This window comes from Staphylococcus lugdunensis (assembly GCF_002901705.1).
Lineage (GTDB): Bacteria > Bacillota > Bacilli > Staphylococcales > Staphylococcaceae > Staphylococcus > Staphylococcus lugdunensis.
In genome coordinates this window covers 95,049-110,339 of the sequence record NZ_PPPV01000016.1, presented here as the reverse complement: position 1 = coordinate 110,339, position 15,291 = coordinate 95,049, and the positions used below count along the sequence as shown (strand labels likewise).

Below are 15,291 nucleotides of genomic sequence, written 5' to 3'. Positions count from 1 at the left end.
ATTTACTCTAAATATATGACTTAGTACGCATAATGGATGAACTTTAATTCATAAATGTTGAGTGGTAAACTAGGGATAAATAATTGTAATGAATAGGTGATGTCAATGATAAAGTCATTTTTAATACACAGCAAGATTCAGAAAAAGTGGATTGAGAAATTCAAGACTATAGAGGATAGCTTTAAAGCAAGGGCAAATTCTAATGATTTACATGCTAATTTTCCCTTTGAGAATATAGAATGGCTTATTAAAGAAGGATATAGTTTATTAACACTTCCAGTAGCTTATGGTGGTGAAGGAGCTACAATTGAGGATATGGTTGTGCTACAAACATACTTAGGCTCTATCGATGGAGCAACTGCATTGTCAATCGGGTGGCATCTTAGTGTTGTGGGTCAACTTTACGAACAAGATTTATGGGACCAACGTATGCTTAATCGCTTTGCTGAAGATATCAAACAAGGCGCCCTTGTCAATAGAGCAGTAAGTGAAGCAGAAACAGGTAGTCCAACTCGTGGGGGTCGACCGGCTACGCATGCGGTTAAAGAAGGTGATGTATATGTGCTTAATGGCGTGAAAACATATACTTCTATGAGTAAAGCATTAACACATTTTATTGTTGGTGCATATGTTGAAGCTATTGATCAAGTTGGCTTTTTCTTAGTATCCAAAGATGCAGATGGTGTAGAAATTGCAGATAATTGGAATGTATTGGGCATGCGTGCTACAGAAAGTCATGATTTAGTGCTAAACGATGTTAAAGTTCCTCTTGAACATTTTGTTGAAACACGAGGACAACGACGCCCAAATGGATGGATACTTCACATTCCTAGTACATACTTGGGAATTGCTCAAGCAGCTAGAGACTATGCAGTCGACTTTGCTAAGTCATATCATCCTAATAGCATTCAAGGTACCATTGCTGAGTTATCTACAGTTCAACAAAATATCGGTAAAATGGAGTCATTACTATTATCAGCGCGACATTTTCTATTTAGTACGGCAAGAGGATATCAAATGTTAGACGGAGAAAGCCAAATTTGGAATGAAACCTCAGCGAGTAAAGTTGTGGTGATGAATCAGTGCCTTGAAGTGGTTGATTTAGCTATGAGAATCGTTGGCGCAAAAAGTTTGGAAATGGAACGCCCATTACAACGATATTATCGTGATATTCGTGCCGGCTTACACAATCCACCAATGGAAGATATGGCCTATAGTAATATTGCCAAGTCTGTCTTAGATTTATTTTAATGATGAACTATTAAAGTTAAAGGGTGTAACTATTGTTTTTTTATGTTCTGTAGGCATTATTAATCATAGACCAAGCAATATATTTTAGATGCTGTTTACTTATTTTTATTTTGGAGAAAAGTAAGGCAAAAAAATAATTTGCAAAAATACCCATAAAATAGTAAATGTTATGTTGTAAAAAATCTAAAAATTGAGTATAATAGCACAATAATGATAATCATTATCAATAGGAGGATGTTATGAAAAAATTATTATTACCGCTAATCGCCTTGGTACTTGTACTAGCAGCTTGTGGACAAAGTAAAGATGCAGATAAGAAAGAAGATACAAAATCTTACACAATGGATGATGGCAAGAAAGTGGATATTCCAAAAAATCCAAAACGTATTGCCGTTGTTGCACCTACATATGCTGGAGGACTTAAGAAGTTAGGTGCTAATATTGTTGCTGTTAGTAATCAAGTTGATCAAAGTAAAGTATTAAAAGATAAATTCAAAGATGTGGAAAAAATTGGAGATAACGATGTAGAAAAAGTTGCTAAGCAAAAGCCAGACTTAATTTTAGTATATTCTACTGATAAAAATATCAAAAAATACAAAAAAATTGCACCTACCGTAGTAATCGATTACAACAAACACAAATATTTAGAACAACAAGAAATGCTTGGGAAGTTAATTGGTAAAGAAGATGAAGTGCAAAAATGGGAAAAAGATTGGAAAGCACAAACAGCTAAAGATGGTAAAGAAATAAAAGAAAAAATTGGCCAAGATAAAACAGTATCAATTGTTGACGAGTTTGACAAAAAGTTATACACATATGGTGACAATTGGGGCCGTGGCGGCGAAGTATTATATCAAGCTTTCGGTTTGAAAATGTCTGAAGGTCAAAAGAAATTAGTTGAAAAAGCCGGCTGGGCTGAAATCAATCAAGAAAAAATCCAAGATATTGCTGGAGACTACATTGTTTCAACGAGTGAAGGTAAAACAACACCTGGATATGAAACAACAAATATCTGGAAAAACTTACCAGCTGTAAAAAATGGTCATGTAGTAAAAGTAACTGCTGGTACATACTGGTACAATGATCCATACACATTGGACTTTATGCGTAAAGATTTAAAAGAAAAATTAATTTCTGCAGCAAAATAATCTTTTAACTTCATTTATCAGTTTGGGACATAAATCCTAAACAATAGGGAGCGGGGGAGAATTCATTATGAATTCTCCCCCCGTTTCTTTCAACTTGTCAGAAATATTTATGTCCTATCTTCATTTTAATATACTATACTATAATATTGATATGTAAGACGACTAAAGGAGAAAAAACATGACACAACAAGTATATTTTAATCATGATGGTGGCGTTGACGATTTAGTTTCACTTTTTTTATTATTACAAATGGATAATATTAATTTAATCGGGGTAAGTACTATTGGCGCTGATTGTTATTTAGAACCTTCATTAAGCGCCTCAATGAAAATAATTAATCGATTTTCAACAAAAAATATTGCTGTTGCACCTTCATATGAGCGTGGTGCTAATCCGTTTCCTAAAGATTGGCGAATGCATGCTTTTTTTATGGATGCGTTACCTATTTTAAATGAAACACATTTACATACTTCTGCTAGTATAAGTCAGATGGAAGCCTATGAAGATATTATTTTTAGATTAGAACAGAGCACTGATAAAGTAATCCTACTATTCACCGGACCGCTTACTGACTTAGCTGAGGCACTAAAAAGAAAACCCAATATCTTACATAAAATTGAAAAGTTAGTATGGATGGGAGGAACGTTTTTAACACGAGGTAATGTAGAAGAACCTGAACATGATGGGACAGCGGAATGGAATGCATTTTGGGATCCTTCTGCAGTTAAAACAGTATTTGACGCCGATTTGACTATTGATATGGTTGCTTTAGAAAGTACTAATCAAGTGCCGCTCACATGGGAAATAAGACAACGTTGGGCGAATGACAGACGTTATACAGGTGTTGATTTTTTAGGTGTTAGTTATGCTGCTGTACCGCCTTTGACTCATTTTGTTACAAATTCCACTTATTTTTTATGGGATGTGCTAACAACTGCTTACGTTGGTAATCCACAGTTAGTGGATTATCAGACAGTAATGGCTGATGTTATTGCAAAAGGACCAAGCCAAGGTCGAACATTTTTAACTGATCAAGGACGTCCAATTAATGTTATCAATGATGTGAAACGTGATGCCTTTTTCGACTATATCACCGCATTAGCAATGAAAGTTGACTAAATGTAAACTTTGTATTTATAAAAGTTTACAAAGGTGTTATAATCATTCTCATATAAGGAGGATCACGATATGAGTACAAAAGAATTAGTATATACAGCAGTCATGACTGCCATTATATGTATTTTAGGATTAGTTCCTGGTATACCTCTACCTTTTATGCCAGTACCCATTGTTTTACAAAATATAGGCATATTTTTAGCAGGGATTATTTTAGGACGTAAATTAGGTGCATTAAGTGCTGTTGTTTTTTTATTACTTGTCGCTACAGGCCTACCAGTTTTATCTGGAGGAAGAGGCGGTATAGGTGTCTTTGCGGGTCCATCTGCTGGCTTTCTAATTTTATATCCTTTTATTGCTTATGCGATAGGTTCTGTTAGAGATGCGTACAAGCATAAAATCAATTTTCTAGTATTGATTGTGCCAACACTCCTCTTTGGCGTGTTATTATTAGATATTGTAGGCACGATTGTTATGGGCTTTATCACACAAATACCTATTTCTAAAGCATTTTTATTTTCATTCTCATTTATGCCTGGAGATATCATTAAAGCAATCATTGCTTGTCTGATTGGTTCAACCATGTTAAATCATAGTAGATTTAAAAATTTGATATAATTTTAAAAAATTAGGTGATATGTATGGAAGAATTGAGTTTTGAGCATATAGCGATAATGGGAAACCTCTTTTATGAAGATTCTAATAAAAAGATATATTTAACTCCTGAAGAACCGCATACGTATCATTCTAATCAATGGATATATAAACAACTACCTAATATCGAAGAATGGCGACGAGATGTACAAAGACAACAACAATTTCATCAAGCGCATCAATGTACACATCTTGCCTTTACATTTCCAGCGAATCATCATTTAGACAATGATTGGAAACAGATACTTAATAAAGAAGGGTACCAACTTGGGGTGCTTGAGCTCTATGTGATTGAGTCTGCTGAGCTGGCGCGTTGGCAAACGAAATCAGATGTACAAATTCAGATTGTAGACAAAGATAATTTAGAGGATTATTTAACAATTTATAAGCATTTTGCATTACCGTTTGGTCATAGATTTGCTGATGAAAGTGTCAAACGTACACGTATCCACATTCAACAACAATACGATAATGTTGTTCGCTTATTAGCTTATTATCAAAATCAACCAGCGGGTATTTTAGATATGATCGTAAGTGACGAAATTGTTGAAATTGATGGTTTTGGTGTCTTAGAGAATTATCAACATCAAGGGATTGGTAGTACGTTACAAGCCTATGTAGGGCAATATGCTGACACAAGACCGGTTATTCTAGTTGCTGATGGTGAAGATACGGCACGTGATATGTATCTTAAGCAAGGATATATCTACAAAGGTTTTTGTTATCAAGTTGTTAAAGAAAATATCAAATAAAATATAAAAAGGGAGCGAAAAAGAATTCATTATGAATTCTTTTTCGCTCCTTTTATGACATGAAGATAATTGACGTGGGCTTTTAATTCTATAAAAGGTTGAAATCTTATGCTTTAACGCGTTCTGGATGACTGTAAATATTAAATGTACCATCTCGTATAAAGCCAATTGCTGTAATATTTAAATCATTAGCTAGCGTGATGGCAAGCGTAGTTGGAGCTGATTTTGAAAGTATTACGCCAACACCGATTTTTGCAGCTTTAATAAGAATTTCAGAGGAAATACGTCCACTAAAAATGAGGATTTTATCTCGAACGGGAATACGGCGTTTTAAACAAAAACCATAAAGTTTATCTAAGGCATTATGTCGACCAATATCTTGGCGGTGTTCAAAGAATGTGTTGCCATCGCTAATTGCAGCGTTATGCAGACCGCCTGTTTGTTTGAAAAGTGTACTAGCTCCTTGTAGACGTGTCATCATATTTAAAATTTGTTGTGGATGCAGCGTTATATGAGACATCGACGTTTTTGCTATCGCCGCATCGTTTTGGAAATAAAACTCACGACTTTTGCCACAACAAGAAGCAATCATGCGTTTAGTTGAATATTCAAATCGATTACCGAGTTCATGTGTCAAATCCACATGGGCAAACCCCTTACTATCATCTATTTGGCAAGATTTAATTTCATCACGCTTGTATATTGCACCTTCTGATGCTAAAAAGCCAATCACTAATTCTTCCATATGAGTTGGACTGCAAATAACAGTAGCAAACTCATCTCTATTTACCATAATTGTAAGTGGAAACTCAGTAACATAGCTATCCGTTGTAGTTATAAGTCGCTCTCCATCATAATGAACAATGGATTGTCCTTGTAATACATCTCTTTCCATAATCATGCTCCCCACATCGTACAAGATAATATATTTATTATAATGCTAAAATACTAAGATTAAAATATAAATGATAGTACCACATTTAAGGCGTATTATTTAAAGTTATATGAAATTGTAAAATATACCTTTTATGAATATAAAAAAGTAGTATAATAATCCTAGAAGAGGGGGAATTTTGTCAATGAAATTTAAACATTTATTAGTTGTAATTGCAACATTAGTACTTATTTTAGCTGGTTGTTCTAGTGGTGGAAACGACAAAAAAGACGATAAAAAGTCATCTAGCTCAGATAGTAAACAAGAATTACGTATTTCTGCAGCAGCAAGTTTAGCCGATGTTTCAAAAGCACTTGAGAAGGAATTTAAAAAAGATCATAAAGATGCCAAAGTAACTTTTAATTATGGTGGTTCTGGAGCATTAAGACAACAAATTGAAAAGGGTGCTCCTGCTGATGTATTTATGTCTGCAAATACGAAAGATGTTGATGCATTAAAAGATAATGTGCATGATACATATAATTATGCTCATAATAAACTTGTACTTATTGGTGATAAAGACAGTACACAATCTTCAGTCAAAGATTTAAAGGGCAATGAAAAATTAGCTTTGGGTGAAGTGAAAACAGTACCAGCAGGAAAATATGCGAAACAATATTTAGATGATCAACATCTATACAATGCTGTGAAAGATAAAATTGTATATGCGAAAGATGTTAAACAAGTTTTAAATTATGTTGAAAAAGGTAATGCTCAGATGGGATTTGTTTATAAAACGGATCTCTATACTAACAAACAACGCAATGACAAAGTGAATGAAATTAAAGAAGTTGAATTGAAAAAACCAATCACATATAAAGCAGGTGCAACTTCAAATAGCAAACTTGCAAAAGAATGGATGGACTTCCTAAAATCAGATAAAGCCAAAGCCATTCTTAAAGATTATAAATTTTCGAATTAAGGAGGTCTAGTCAATGCCTGATTTTACGCCATTTTGGATTTCGCTTAAGGTTGCTGTGATAAGTACGATTATCGTAATGATTTTAAGCATAATAATTGCAAGACTGCTATATCGTGGCACAGGGCATTTTACGAAACTCCTTGAAAGTTTGATTCTCTTGCCGATTGTCTTACCGCCAACGGTCATGGGATTTATTCTATTAATTATTTTTTCACCGCGTGGTTTTGTGGGGCAATTTTTTCAAAATGTCTTACATCTTCCAGTGGTATTTACAATGACAGGTGCAGTTATAGCATCTGTCATTGTTAGTTTTCCACTTATGTATCAACATACTGTTCAAGGATTTCGTAACATTGAGCCTAAAATGCTTAACACAGCTAGAACAATGGGAGCAAGTGAAAATAAAATCTTTTTCAAGTTGATTTTACCGTTATCAAAACGTGCTATTTTAGCAGGAATTATGATGAGCTTTGCCAGAGCAATTGGTGAATTTGGTGCAACATTAATGTTAGCTGGATACATACCTAATAAAACGAATACATTACCACTCGAAATATACTTTTTAGTAGAACAGAGTCGTGAAAATGAAGCGTGGTTATGGGTGCTAGTTCTTGTGGCATTTTCAATTGCAGTCATCGGTACTTTAAATTTTGCTAATCGAGATAAGTATCGGGAGGTTGATTAAATGCTTAAAATACAATTGCATTATCAATTAAAACAAACACATATTCATATTGACATTGATGATAATATACCGAAGATATATGCACTTAGAGGACCATCAGGAATTGGAAAGACGACCGTATTGAATATGATTGCCGGTTTAAGACAAGCAGATAAGGCCTATATTGCTGTTAATGGACGTGTCATTACTGATACACAACAACATATACAAACTAAAATTCAATCAAGACATATTGGTTACCTTTTCCAAGATTACCAGTTATTTCCGCATATGACGGTGTATGACAATATTACATTTATGGCTGAACCATCAGAACATTTAAATCAGCTGATGAAGACTTTGAATATAAGTCATTTGAAAAAACAATATCCAATGACATTATCAGGTGGCGAAGCTCAGCGTGTTGCTTTGGCACGTGCATTGAGCACAAAACCAGATTTAATTTTATTGGATGAACCATTTTCTAGTTTAGACGATGCTACGAGAGATGAAGGTATAGAATTAATAAAACGTATTTTTCAAGAATGGCAAATTCCTATTATATTTGTTACGCATTCAAACTATGAAGCTGAAACGCTTGCAGATGAACTGATTATTATTGGTTAATATCATTTTAATTGGAGCTAAACAAGTCATTTTTGATTATTTAAATCGTATTTTTATGAGAGCGGTACTCAAAGGTAAATGAACCTTGGTTTCGCTCTTTTTTGATTCGCTAAAAAGTATCCTACAAAGTAATTTTTATATAATAATTCAAATTTTTGAGAGTAGCTATAAATACTTATATAATGATGATAATGATGCAGAAAGAGGGAGCTAAGCATGACGCAAGACCGATACTCAAGGCAAATTTTATTTAATAAAATTGGTGAAAAAGGTCAAGAAGATTTACGACAAGCTCAAGTACTAATTGTTGGAATGGGAGCGTTAGGTACGCACTTAGCAGAAGGGCTAGTGCGTGCAGGAGTAAAGCAATTAACGATAGTTGATCGAGATTATATAGAATATAGTAATTTACAACGCCAAACATTATTTACAGAGCAAGATGCAGCAGAGGGCTTGCCAAAGGTAATTGCTGCAAAGGCGCATTTGGAAAGTATTGATAAAGATGTACAAATACATGCTTTTATAGCGCAAGTCGATCGTGCATTTTTAAGCTCGAATGGCACGCATGTTGATTTAATACTCGATGCAACAGATAATTTTGTAACGCGTCAATTGATTAATGATTTCTGTTATCAACAACATATTCCATGGATATATGGCGGAGTTGTTCAAAGTACTTATGTAGAAGCTCCATTTATACCTGGTAAGACACCATGCTTTAATTGTTTAATACCACAGTTACCATCGATGACGCTAACCTGTGATACGGTGGGTGTGATACAACCAGCAGTAACTATGACAACGAGTTTACAGCTTAAAGATGCATTGAAAATATTAACGCATCAAGATATTGCAGCAAAACTAACTTATGGAGATATATGGGAAGGACAGCATATAAGTATTGGTTTTAGTAAAATACAACAAGATAACTGTGCGACTTGTGGAACGGCAGCAAACTACCCTTATTTACAGCAACAACCTCAGCGCTATGCCATGTTATGTGGACGTGATACTGTACAGTATGTCAATCCAGATATTTCTCAAGAGATGTTGGTGTCATATTTGGACTCGCGTCAAATCGATTATCAAACGAACGGTTATTTAGTGATGTTCCACTTTAATAAATATCGTATTGTTTGCTTTCATGATGGTCGCTTTTTAATACATGGAATGACTAATATTACGCAAGCTACAAAACTCATAAATGCTTTATTTGGATAAAGGAGGTCTAAATATGCATACACATAGGAAAATAGATAGAGCTATAAATTGTGCTGTATTAACGGTTTCAGATACTCGAGATAAAAAGAGTGATAAAGGAGGACAACTTGTTCAAACATTACTGCATGATGTAGATGCGGAACTTGCTATTAAAGATTACGCCATAGTAAAAGATGAAAAAATAGCAATACAAAATCAATTACAGTTATGGTTGAAGTCTGATATTGATGTCATTATCACAACTGGTGGTACAGGAATTGCACCAAGAGATGTAACGATTGAAGCGGTAGAACCATTGTTGACAAAAAAATTAGATGGTTTTGGGGAGTTGTTCAGGTATTTAAGCTATGCTGAAGATGTTGGTACAAGGGCACTTTTATCGCGTGCAATTGCAGGCACAGTAAATAATAAACTTATTTTTACGCTACCAGGTTCTACAGGGGCTGTTAACTTAGCAATGAAAAAGCTCATACAACCAGAATTAAATCATATGGTTTATGAGCTCAATAAAAAAGTGTAATAATTGAAATAAATAAAAAAATGGTTATTGTCTATAGTATTCGCCGGATTTGCCGCCAGTTTTACTTAATAAAAATGTTTCACCAATAATCATGCCTTTGTCAACCGCTTTAGTCATATCGTAAATAGTTAAGGCGGTTATAGAAGCTGCAGTTAATGCTTCCATTTCGACGCCAGTTTTGCCAGTAGTTGAAACGGTTGCTTCAATATTAAGTTGATGTTGACCTTTGTCTAAATCTGACCAAGAAAATGTAATATCAATACCAGTAAGCGGTAAAGGATGACACATTGGAATCATTGTAGAGGTGTTCTTAGCAGCCATAATTCCTGCAATCTGTGCAGTATTTAAGACATTCCCTTTTTTAGCTGTATGATTAACAATTTGTTCATAAATTGTGTGATTTACTATAATACTTGAATGTGCAACGGCAGTGCGTTTAGTGATGTTTTTTGCTGAAACATCAACCATTTTGGCGTTGCCTTGATGATTTATATGTGTGAAATCAGCCATGATATTCCTCCTCTTAAAATTCAGTATATCATGAAATATTAGTTAACTTGGAGATGATAAAATGACAATCGAGAAAAGAACGCCGATTCCTGTAAAAGAAGCAATTTCAAGAGTCGTAAATCAATATATTTATACCTCAGTAATAACCGTTCCACTTGATGAAAGCTTAAATTATGTATTAGCCGAAAATATTGCTGCAACAAGTGATATTCCAAGATTTAATAAATCGCCATACGATGGATTTGCTATTCGTAGTGAGGATAGTGCGGGTGCTTATCATCAGAATAGAAAAAAATTTAAAGTTGTTGATCATATCGGTGCTGGAGATGTATCGTCTCATCAATTACAAGCAGGTGAAGCGGTGCGCATTATGACTGGTGCTCAAATGCCAGAAGGTGCCGATGCTGTGGTTATGTTTGAACAAGCGGTTGAAGATAAAGATACATTTACAATTCGAAAATCTTTTGAGCCATATGAAAATGTTTGTCTCAAAGGAGAAGAAACTGCAACTGGAGATATTGTGTTACAACGAGGGCAGCTTATTAATGCAGGGGTCATTGCTGTATTAGCTACGTTTGGCTATAGTGAAGTTCCTGTATTTGATAAACCAAGTATCGCTGTTATTGCAACTGGTAGTGAATTATTAGATATTAATGAAGACCTACAGCCAGGTAAAATACGTAACTCTAATGGACCAATGATTCAAGCACTTGCTAACAAGGTTGATATTGGTGCTGATGTATATAAAATTCAACAAGACGATTTAGATAGTAGTATTACAGCAGTTCGTGAAGCACTCGAGACACATCAAATTGTGATTACAACAGGTGGTGTTTCTGTGGGGGATTTTGATTATTTACCAGAGATATACAAGGCTATTGATGCTAAAGTATTATTTAATAAAGTTGCTATGAGACCTGGAAGTATCACTACAGTCGCAGTTACTACTGATAAATATTTATTTGGCTTATCCGGTAATCCATCAGCCTGCTTTACTGGTTTTGAATTATTCGTTAAACCTGCAATTTATCATATGATGGGCGCAGATGCTTTTTATCCACAAGTTGTTAAAGCTACACTTATGGAAGATTTTACGAAAGCGAATCCATTCAGTCGATTTATTCGTGCTAAAGCAACATTGTCAGCTAATGGCGCTACTGTGGTGCCTTCAGGTTTTAATAAATCAGGGGCTGTTGTCGCTATTGCACATAGTAACGCCATGATTATGCTTCCTGGAGGTACACGTGGTTTCAAAGCGGGACATACCGTTGACGTTATTCTCACTGAATCGCATGCTTATGAAGAGACGTTGTCGCTATGATTATTCAAATTGTTGGCTATAAAGACTCGGGAAAAACGACACTGATGGCGCACACCATTCGGTTACTAAAACAACACAATTTGACTGTTGTAACAATAAAGCATCACGGGCATCATGGAGAAGAAATCACGTTACAGCATCAAGAAGTTGATCATATGAAACATTTACACGCTGGTGCAGATCAAAGTATTGTTCAAGGACATCAGTATCAGCAAACGATTACGCGGCAATGTAATCAAAGTCTTAAGGATGTTATTGACAAATCTGTTACAATTGACTATGACATCATTTTAGTAGAAGGTTATAAATTAGCTGAGTTTGACAAAATCATTGTTTATCGTAACGAAAAAGATTTAACTCAACTTCAAGCATTATCCAATGTACGCTACAGTATTAATCTTTCCGACGCGCAAGCATTAACAAAATTTGATAGTTGGTTATTAGATTGGATAGAAATTAAAGGATGAACGTAATGAAACAATATGAAATTGTGACTGAACCAATAAATACAGAACAATATAGAAATTTCACTGTGAATGAATACCAAGGTGCAGTAGTTGTATTTACGGGTCATGTACGAGAGTGGACGCAAGGCGTTAAGACTAAGTATTTGGAATATGAAGCATATGTGCCTATGGCTGAAAAAAAGCTTGCCCAAATAGGTGACGAAATCTCAAAAAAATGGCCAGGAACGATTACCTCCATTGTTCACCGTATAGGGCCACTCGCAATTTCTGATATCGCTGTGTTGATTGCTGTTTCATCACCACATCGTAAAGATGCTTATCGTGCAAATGAATATGCGATTGAACGCATAAAAGAAATCGTGCCAATTTGGAAAAAAGAAATATGGCAAGATGGTTCAGCTTGGCAAGGTCATCAACGTGGGTATTACCAAGATGCCAAAAAGGGAGAGTCAAGATAGTGAAAGTATTGTATTTTGCTGAAGTTAAAGAAATACTTAATATGAGCAATGAATATATAGATATTTTGGAACCGAAAACGGTTAAGGAAATTAGACAACTGCTAAATCAATATCATCCAGAACTAATGGATAAAAAATTCCAAATTGCAGTCAATGAAGAATTTACGAAAGAAGACGGTATAGTTCAACCTGACGATATTATTGCTTTAATACCACCAGTAAGCGGAGGATAAAATATATTATGAAAGCTATTATACTAGCTGGTGGCCATTCAGAGAGATTTGGTCAGCCCAAAGCTTTTGCCACCATTGATAACGAGCCTTTTTATAAAAAAATAATTCAAGTATTGCAAGATACTAATATGTTCAATGACATTATTATTAGTACAAATGATAAACTAGCACCTTTTTTTGACTATTCAAATGTGATGATAGATGAGGTCAAAGTTAGTGATAAAGGTCCGTTAGCAGGTATTTATACCGTTATGAAAGCATATCAAGATGAAGAACTCTTTTTTGTCGTATCGGTGGATACCCCTATGATTACTGGTAAAGCTATTAGTGGATTATATCATTTTATGGTTTCTCATCTGATTGAGAATCATTTAGATATTGCTGCTTTTTCTGAAAATGGACGAATGATACCTACAATCGCATTTTATAATCCTAAAATTTTACCTGTCATTAAGCAAGCTTTAACATCAAATGACTATAGTATGAAACACGTTTATGACCAAGTATCTGCAGCTTGGTTAGATGTGACTGAGATACAATCTCCAGACTATTGGTATAAGAATATCAATTATCAGCAAGATTTGGACTCTTTAATGCAGCAGATAAAATAAGCAAGGAGGTCCAGACGATGGTAATGCAAATAAAAGATAAACTTGGTCGGCCGATTCGTGATTTAAGAATATCTGTGACAGATAGGTGCAATTTCAGATGTGATTATTGTATGCCTAAAGAAATATTTGGTGACGATTTTGTCTTTCTACCTAAAGATGAATTACTTACATTTGAAGAAATTGAACGTATTGCTGAAATATATGCCGAATTAGGTGTAAAAAAATTACGTATTACCGGAGGAGAACCTCTACTGCGTCGAAATTTATATCAACTCATTGCAAGGCTTAATAAAATTGAAGGTATTGAAGATATAGGTCTAACGACAAATGGCTTATTATTAAAAAAACATGGCTTAAAATTATTTGAAGCAGGGTTACGTCGTATTAATGTTAGTCTTGATGCTATAGATAATAGTGTATTTCAAGCAATTAACAATAGAAATATTAAAGCAGAAACTATTTTAGATCAAATTAATTATGCAATTGCAATTGGTTTTCATGTCAAAGTGAATGTCGTTATTCAAAAAGGTGTGAATGATGATCAGATTATTCCGATGCTGCATTATTTTAAAGCTAAAAATATCGAAGTTAGATTTATTGAATTTATGGATGTTGGTAATGATAATGGTTGGGACTTCAGCAAAGTTGTTACTAAAGATGATATGTTGACAATGATAGAGGATGAATTTGATATAGAACCGATGGCGCCTAAATATTACGGCGAAGTTGCAACATATTATCAGCATAACGATAACGGTGCAAAATTCGGTTTAATTACTAGCGTATCAGCCTCGTTTTGTTCTAGTTGTACTCGAGCTAGACTATCATCAGATGGTAAGTTCTATGGTTGCCTTTTTAGTACAGCAGAAGGATTTAATATTAAAAAGCTATTGCGCTCAGGTATAAGTAATAGTGAATTAAAAGCAGAACTCATTAAATTATGGCAAGTACGAGACGACCGTTATTCTGATGAACGGACAGAACAAACAGTTAAAAATAGACAACGAAAAAAGATAAATATGAACTATATAGGCGGATAAAAAGTAAATATGTAGATGAAAAACATTTAACACCTAAGTCTTCAAATAGAGGTGATTTCTATGTTTGAACAGTGCTTATATATTAGACCATGATCAATCATAAAGCTTTATTTTAAAATAATTAGTTTGAATATGTAGTTACTTCTCTATAATGCGTATTATTCATTCATCCTTTCATTAACAAGATGACATGATTAGAAGCATCATTTTATTATTACGTTCGAAAAATTGTCGAATTTTGGTGTTGTTACTTTAGCGATTGTATTACTTATAATTGCTCTCGATTTTAAAATCAATAATTGATAACAATATTTTGCTATTAATTTAATAATTTTAATAGATTAAATTGAAACTATGGTATATAATTTTTATGAGCAATTAAAATTTCATATTCACTTACAACAGAGAATCAACATAGGAGGATTTTAATATGAGTCAAAAAGTACAACATTTTATTGCTGCCGAGAGAGAATTGAGTCAACTAAAACATTGGTTAAAGACAACTTACAAAGTCTCAATCGAAGAATTTGTCGTGTTGTTCAAAGTTTATGAGGGCAAAAAAATAAGTGGTAAAGAATTGAGAGATACTTTACACTTTGAAATGCTATGGGATACAAGTAAAATCGATGTGATTATACGTAAAATTTATAAAAAAGAATTAATTTCAAAAGTTCGTTCAGAAACTGATGAAAGACAAGTCTTTTATTTCTTTAATAAAGCACAATTAAAAGTGATTGATAAAATGAAATCAGAAATTGAGTCAATTAGTATAGCAAATTAGTATTTTAAATAACTAGGCAAAAGGCTGGGGCAAAATTTCTAGAAAAATAGAAAAAAGCCA

General features: G+C 34.1%; 19 protein-coding genes. 17 read left to right on the top strand and 2 right to left on the bottom strand.

Features of this window, described 5'->3' with window-relative positions; translation table 11 throughout:
* Nucleotides 1-105: 105 nt before the first annotated feature.
* The 5 genes from CD041_RS07415 (at nucleotide 106) to CD041_RS07395 (ending at nucleotide 4,922) form a co-directional block, all read left to right on the top strand.
* Complete coding sequence (locus CD041_RS07415) at nucleotides 106-1,251, top strand: acyl-CoA dehydrogenase family protein (protein WP_002460107.1); 1,146 nt, start codon at nucleotides 106-108, stop codon at nucleotides 1,249-1,251.
* 239 nt (nucleotides 1,252-1,490) lie between these two features.
* Nucleotides 1,491-2,399 (top strand): ABC transporter substrate-binding protein, encoded by a 909-nt coding sequence (locus CD041_RS07410; RefSeq protein ID WP_002478811.1) that lies wholly within the window; start codon nucleotides 1,491-1,493, stop codon nucleotides 2,397-2,399.
* Nucleotides 2,400-2,577: 178 nt separating this feature from the next.
* The gene (locus CD041_RS07405) at nucleotides 2,578-3,519 is read left to right on the top strand and encodes a nucleoside hydrolase (RefSeq protein ID WP_103284516.1); all 942 of its coding nucleotides are present in this window, start codon (nucleotides 2,578-2,580) and stop codon (nucleotides 3,517-3,519) included.
* Nucleotides 3,520-3,588: 69 nt separating this feature from the next.
* The gene (locus tag CD041_RS07400; RefSeq protein ID WP_070648177.1) at nucleotides 3,589-4,134 is read left to right on the top strand and encodes a biotin transporter BioY; all 546 of its coding nucleotides are present in this window, start codon (nucleotides 3,589-3,591) and stop codon (nucleotides 4,132-4,134) included.
* Between the two features lie 23 nt (nucleotides 4,135-4,157).
* The gene (locus CD041_RS07395) at nucleotides 4,158-4,922 is read left to right on the top strand and encodes a GNAT family N-acetyltransferase (protein WP_002478812.1); all 765 of its coding nucleotides are present in this window, start codon (nucleotides 4,158-4,160) and stop codon (nucleotides 4,920-4,922) included.
* A gap of 106 nt (nucleotides 4,923-5,028) precedes the next feature.
* Here CD041_RS07395 and fdhD read toward each other — a convergent pair whose 3' ends face one another.
* Complete coding sequence (fdhD, locus tag CD041_RS07390; protein WP_080606530.1) at nucleotides 5,029-5,817, bottom strand: formate dehydrogenase accessory sulfurtransferase FdhD; 789 nt, start codon at nucleotides 5,815-5,817, stop codon at nucleotides 5,029-5,031.
* Between the two features lie 184 nt (nucleotides 5,818-6,001).
* Between fdhD and modA the strand changes: the two genes are divergently transcribed.
* The 5 genes from modA to CD041_RS07365 all read left to right on the top strand — a co-directional run bounded on the left by modA (nucleotide 6,002) and on the right by CD041_RS07365 (nucleotide 9,810).
* Nucleotides 6,002-6,778 (top strand): molybdate ABC transporter substrate-binding protein, encoded by a 777-nt coding sequence (modA, locus tag CD041_RS07385; RefSeq protein WP_002460100.1) that lies wholly within the window; start codon nucleotides 6,002-6,004, stop codon nucleotides 6,776-6,778.
* A 13-nt stretch (nucleotides 6,779-6,791) separates the two neighbouring features.
* A complete protein-coding gene (gene modB, locus CD041_RS07380; RefSeq protein ID WP_002460099.1) occupies nucleotides 6,792-7,463 on the top strand; it encodes a molybdate ABC transporter permease subunit in 672 nt (223 codons plus the stop codon).
* Nucleotides 7,464-8,069, top strand: a complete 606-nt coding sequence (locus CD041_RS07375) for an ATP-binding cassette domain-containing protein (RefSeq protein ID WP_002460098.1) — start codon at nucleotides 7,464-7,466, stop codon at nucleotides 8,067-8,069.
* Between the two features lie 216 nt (nucleotides 8,070-8,285).
* Entirely contained in the window at nucleotides 8,286-9,290 is a 1,005-nt protein-coding gene (locus CD041_RS07370; protein WP_070815478.1) for a ThiF family adenylyltransferase, read from the top strand.
* A gap of 13 nt (nucleotides 9,291-9,303) precedes the next feature.
* Nucleotides 9,304-9,810, top strand: coding sequence for a MogA/MoaB family molybdenum cofactor biosynthesis protein (locus CD041_RS07365; RefSeq protein ID WP_002492230.1), 507 nt, complete (start codon nucleotides 9,304-9,306; stop codon nucleotides 9,808-9,810).
* Between the two features lie 24 nt (nucleotides 9,811-9,834).
* Here the strand turns inward: CD041_RS07365 and moaC are convergent, their stop codons facing one another.
* On the bottom strand, nucleotides 9,835-10,320 hold the full coding sequence (moaC, locus tag CD041_RS07360; protein WP_002460095.1) for a cyclic pyranopterin monophosphate synthase MoaC: 486 nt from the start codon (nucleotides 10,318-10,320) through the stop codon (nucleotides 9,835-9,837).
* Nucleotides 10,321-10,381: 61 nt separating this feature from the next.
* On the opposite strand from moaC, the gene CD041_RS07355 reads away from it, so the two are divergent.
* The 7 genes from CD041_RS07355 to CD041_RS07325 all read left to right on the top strand — a co-directional run bounded on the left by CD041_RS07355 (nucleotide 10,382) and on the right by CD041_RS07325 (nucleotide 15,231).
* Nucleotides 10,382-11,641 (top strand): molybdopterin molybdotransferase MoeA, encoded by a 1,260-nt coding sequence (locus CD041_RS07355; protein ID WP_080606531.1) that lies wholly within the window; start codon nucleotides 10,382-10,384, stop codon nucleotides 11,639-11,641.
* The gene (gene mobB / locus CD041_RS07350; RefSeq protein ID WP_002460093.1) at nucleotides 11,638-12,108 is read left to right on the top strand and encodes a molybdopterin-guanine dinucleotide biosynthesis protein B; all 471 of its coding nucleotides are present in this window, start codon (nucleotides 11,638-11,640) and stop codon (nucleotides 12,106-12,108) included. The genes CD041_RS07355 and mobB overlap by 4 nt, the downstream gene beginning before the upstream one ends.
* A 5-nt stretch (nucleotides 12,109-12,113) precedes the next feature.
* Entirely contained in the window at nucleotides 12,114-12,566 is a 453-nt protein-coding gene (locus CD041_RS07345; RefSeq protein WP_002478817.1) for a molybdenum cofactor biosynthesis protein MoaE, read from the top strand.
* The gene (gene moaD / locus CD041_RS07340; RefSeq protein WP_002478818.1) at nucleotides 12,566-12,799 is read left to right on the top strand and encodes a molybdopterin converting factor subunit 1; all 234 of its coding nucleotides are present in this window, start codon (nucleotides 12,566-12,568) and stop codon (nucleotides 12,797-12,799) included. Before CD041_RS07345 ends, moaD begins: the two co-directional genes overlap by 1 nt.
* A gap of 8 nt (nucleotides 12,800-12,807) precedes the next feature.
* Complete coding sequence (gene mobA / locus CD041_RS07335; RefSeq protein WP_062077948.1) at nucleotides 12,808-13,410, top strand: molybdenum cofactor guanylyltransferase MobA; 603 nt, start codon at nucleotides 12,808-12,810, stop codon at nucleotides 13,408-13,410.
* A 17-nt stretch (nucleotides 13,411-13,427) separates the two neighbouring features.
* Nucleotides 13,428-14,450, top strand: a complete 1,023-nt coding sequence (gene moaA, locus CD041_RS07330; RefSeq protein WP_002460088.1) for a GTP 3',8-cyclase MoaA — start codon at nucleotides 13,428-13,430, stop codon at nucleotides 14,448-14,450.
* A gap of 430 nt (nucleotides 14,451-14,880) precedes the next feature.
* Complete coding sequence (locus CD041_RS07325; protein WP_002460086.1) at nucleotides 14,881-15,231, top strand: SarA family transcriptional regulator; 351 nt, start codon at nucleotides 14,881-14,883, stop codon at nucleotides 15,229-15,231.
* The last annotated feature ends 60 nt before the right edge of the window (nucleotides 15,232-15,291 follow it).

Bases quoted from the DNA above. Each gene is read 5' to 3' on its own strand.
- CD041_RS07415 (WP_002460107.1), top strand. From the start codon at position 106: ATGATAAAGTCATTTTTAATACACAGCAAGATTCAGAAAAAGTGGATT.
- CD041_RS07410 (WP_002478811.1), top strand. From the start codon at position 1,491: ATGAAAAAATTATTATTACCGCTAATCGCCTTGGTACTTGTACTAGCA.
- CD041_RS07405 (WP_103284516.1), top strand. From the start codon at position 2,578: ATGACACAACAAGTATATTTTAATCATGATGGTGGCGTTGACGATTTA.
- CD041_RS07400 (WP_070648177.1), top strand. From the start codon at position 3,589: ATGAGTACAAAAGAATTAGTATATACAGCAGTCATGACTGCCATTATA.
- CD041_RS07395 (WP_002478812.1), top strand. From the start codon at position 4,158: ATGGAAGAATTGAGTTTTGAGCATATAGCGATAATGGGAAACCTCTTT.
- fdhD (WP_080606530.1), bottom strand. From the start codon at position 5,817: ATGGAAAGAGATGTATTACAAGGACAATCCATTGTTCATTATGATGGA.
- modA (WP_002460100.1), top strand. From the start codon at position 6,002: ATGAAATTTAAACATTTATTAGTTGTAATTGCAACATTAGTACTTATT.
- modB (WP_002460099.1), top strand. From the start codon at position 6,792: ATGCCTGATTTTACGCCATTTTGGATTTCGCTTAAGGTTGCTGTGATA.
- CD041_RS07375 (WP_002460098.1), top strand. From the start codon at position 7,464: ATGCTTAAAATACAATTGCATTATCAATTAAAACAAACACATATTCAT.
- CD041_RS07370 (WP_070815478.1), top strand. From the start codon at position 8,286: ATGACGCAAGACCGATACTCAAGGCAAATTTTATTTAATAAAATTGGT.
- CD041_RS07365 (WP_002492230.1), top strand. From the start codon at position 9,304: ATGCATACACATAGGAAAATAGATAGAGCTATAAATTGTGCTGTATTA.
- moaC (WP_002460095.1), bottom strand. From the start codon at position 10,320: ATGGCTGATTTCACACATATAAATCATCAAGGCAACGCCAAAATGGTT.
- CD041_RS07355 (WP_080606531.1), top strand. From the start codon at position 10,382: ATGACAATCGAGAAAAGAACGCCGATTCCTGTAAAAGAAGCAATTTCA.
- mobB (WP_002460093.1), top strand. From the start codon at position 11,638: ATGATTATTCAAATTGTTGGCTATAAAGACTCGGGAAAAACGACACTG.
- CD041_RS07345 (WP_002478817.1), top strand. From the start codon at position 12,114: ATGAAACAATATGAAATTGTGACTGAACCAATAAATACAGAACAATAT.
- mobA (WP_062077948.1), top strand. From the start codon at position 12,808: ATGAAAGCTATTATACTAGCTGGTGGCCATTCAGAGAGATTTGGTCAG.
- moaA (WP_002460088.1), top strand. From the start codon at position 13,428: ATGGTAATGCAAATAAAAGATAAACTTGGTCGGCCGATTCGTGATTTA.
- CD041_RS07325 (WP_002460086.1), top strand. From the start codon at position 14,881: ATGAGTCAAAAAGTACAACATTTTATTGCTGCCGAGAGAGAATTGAGT.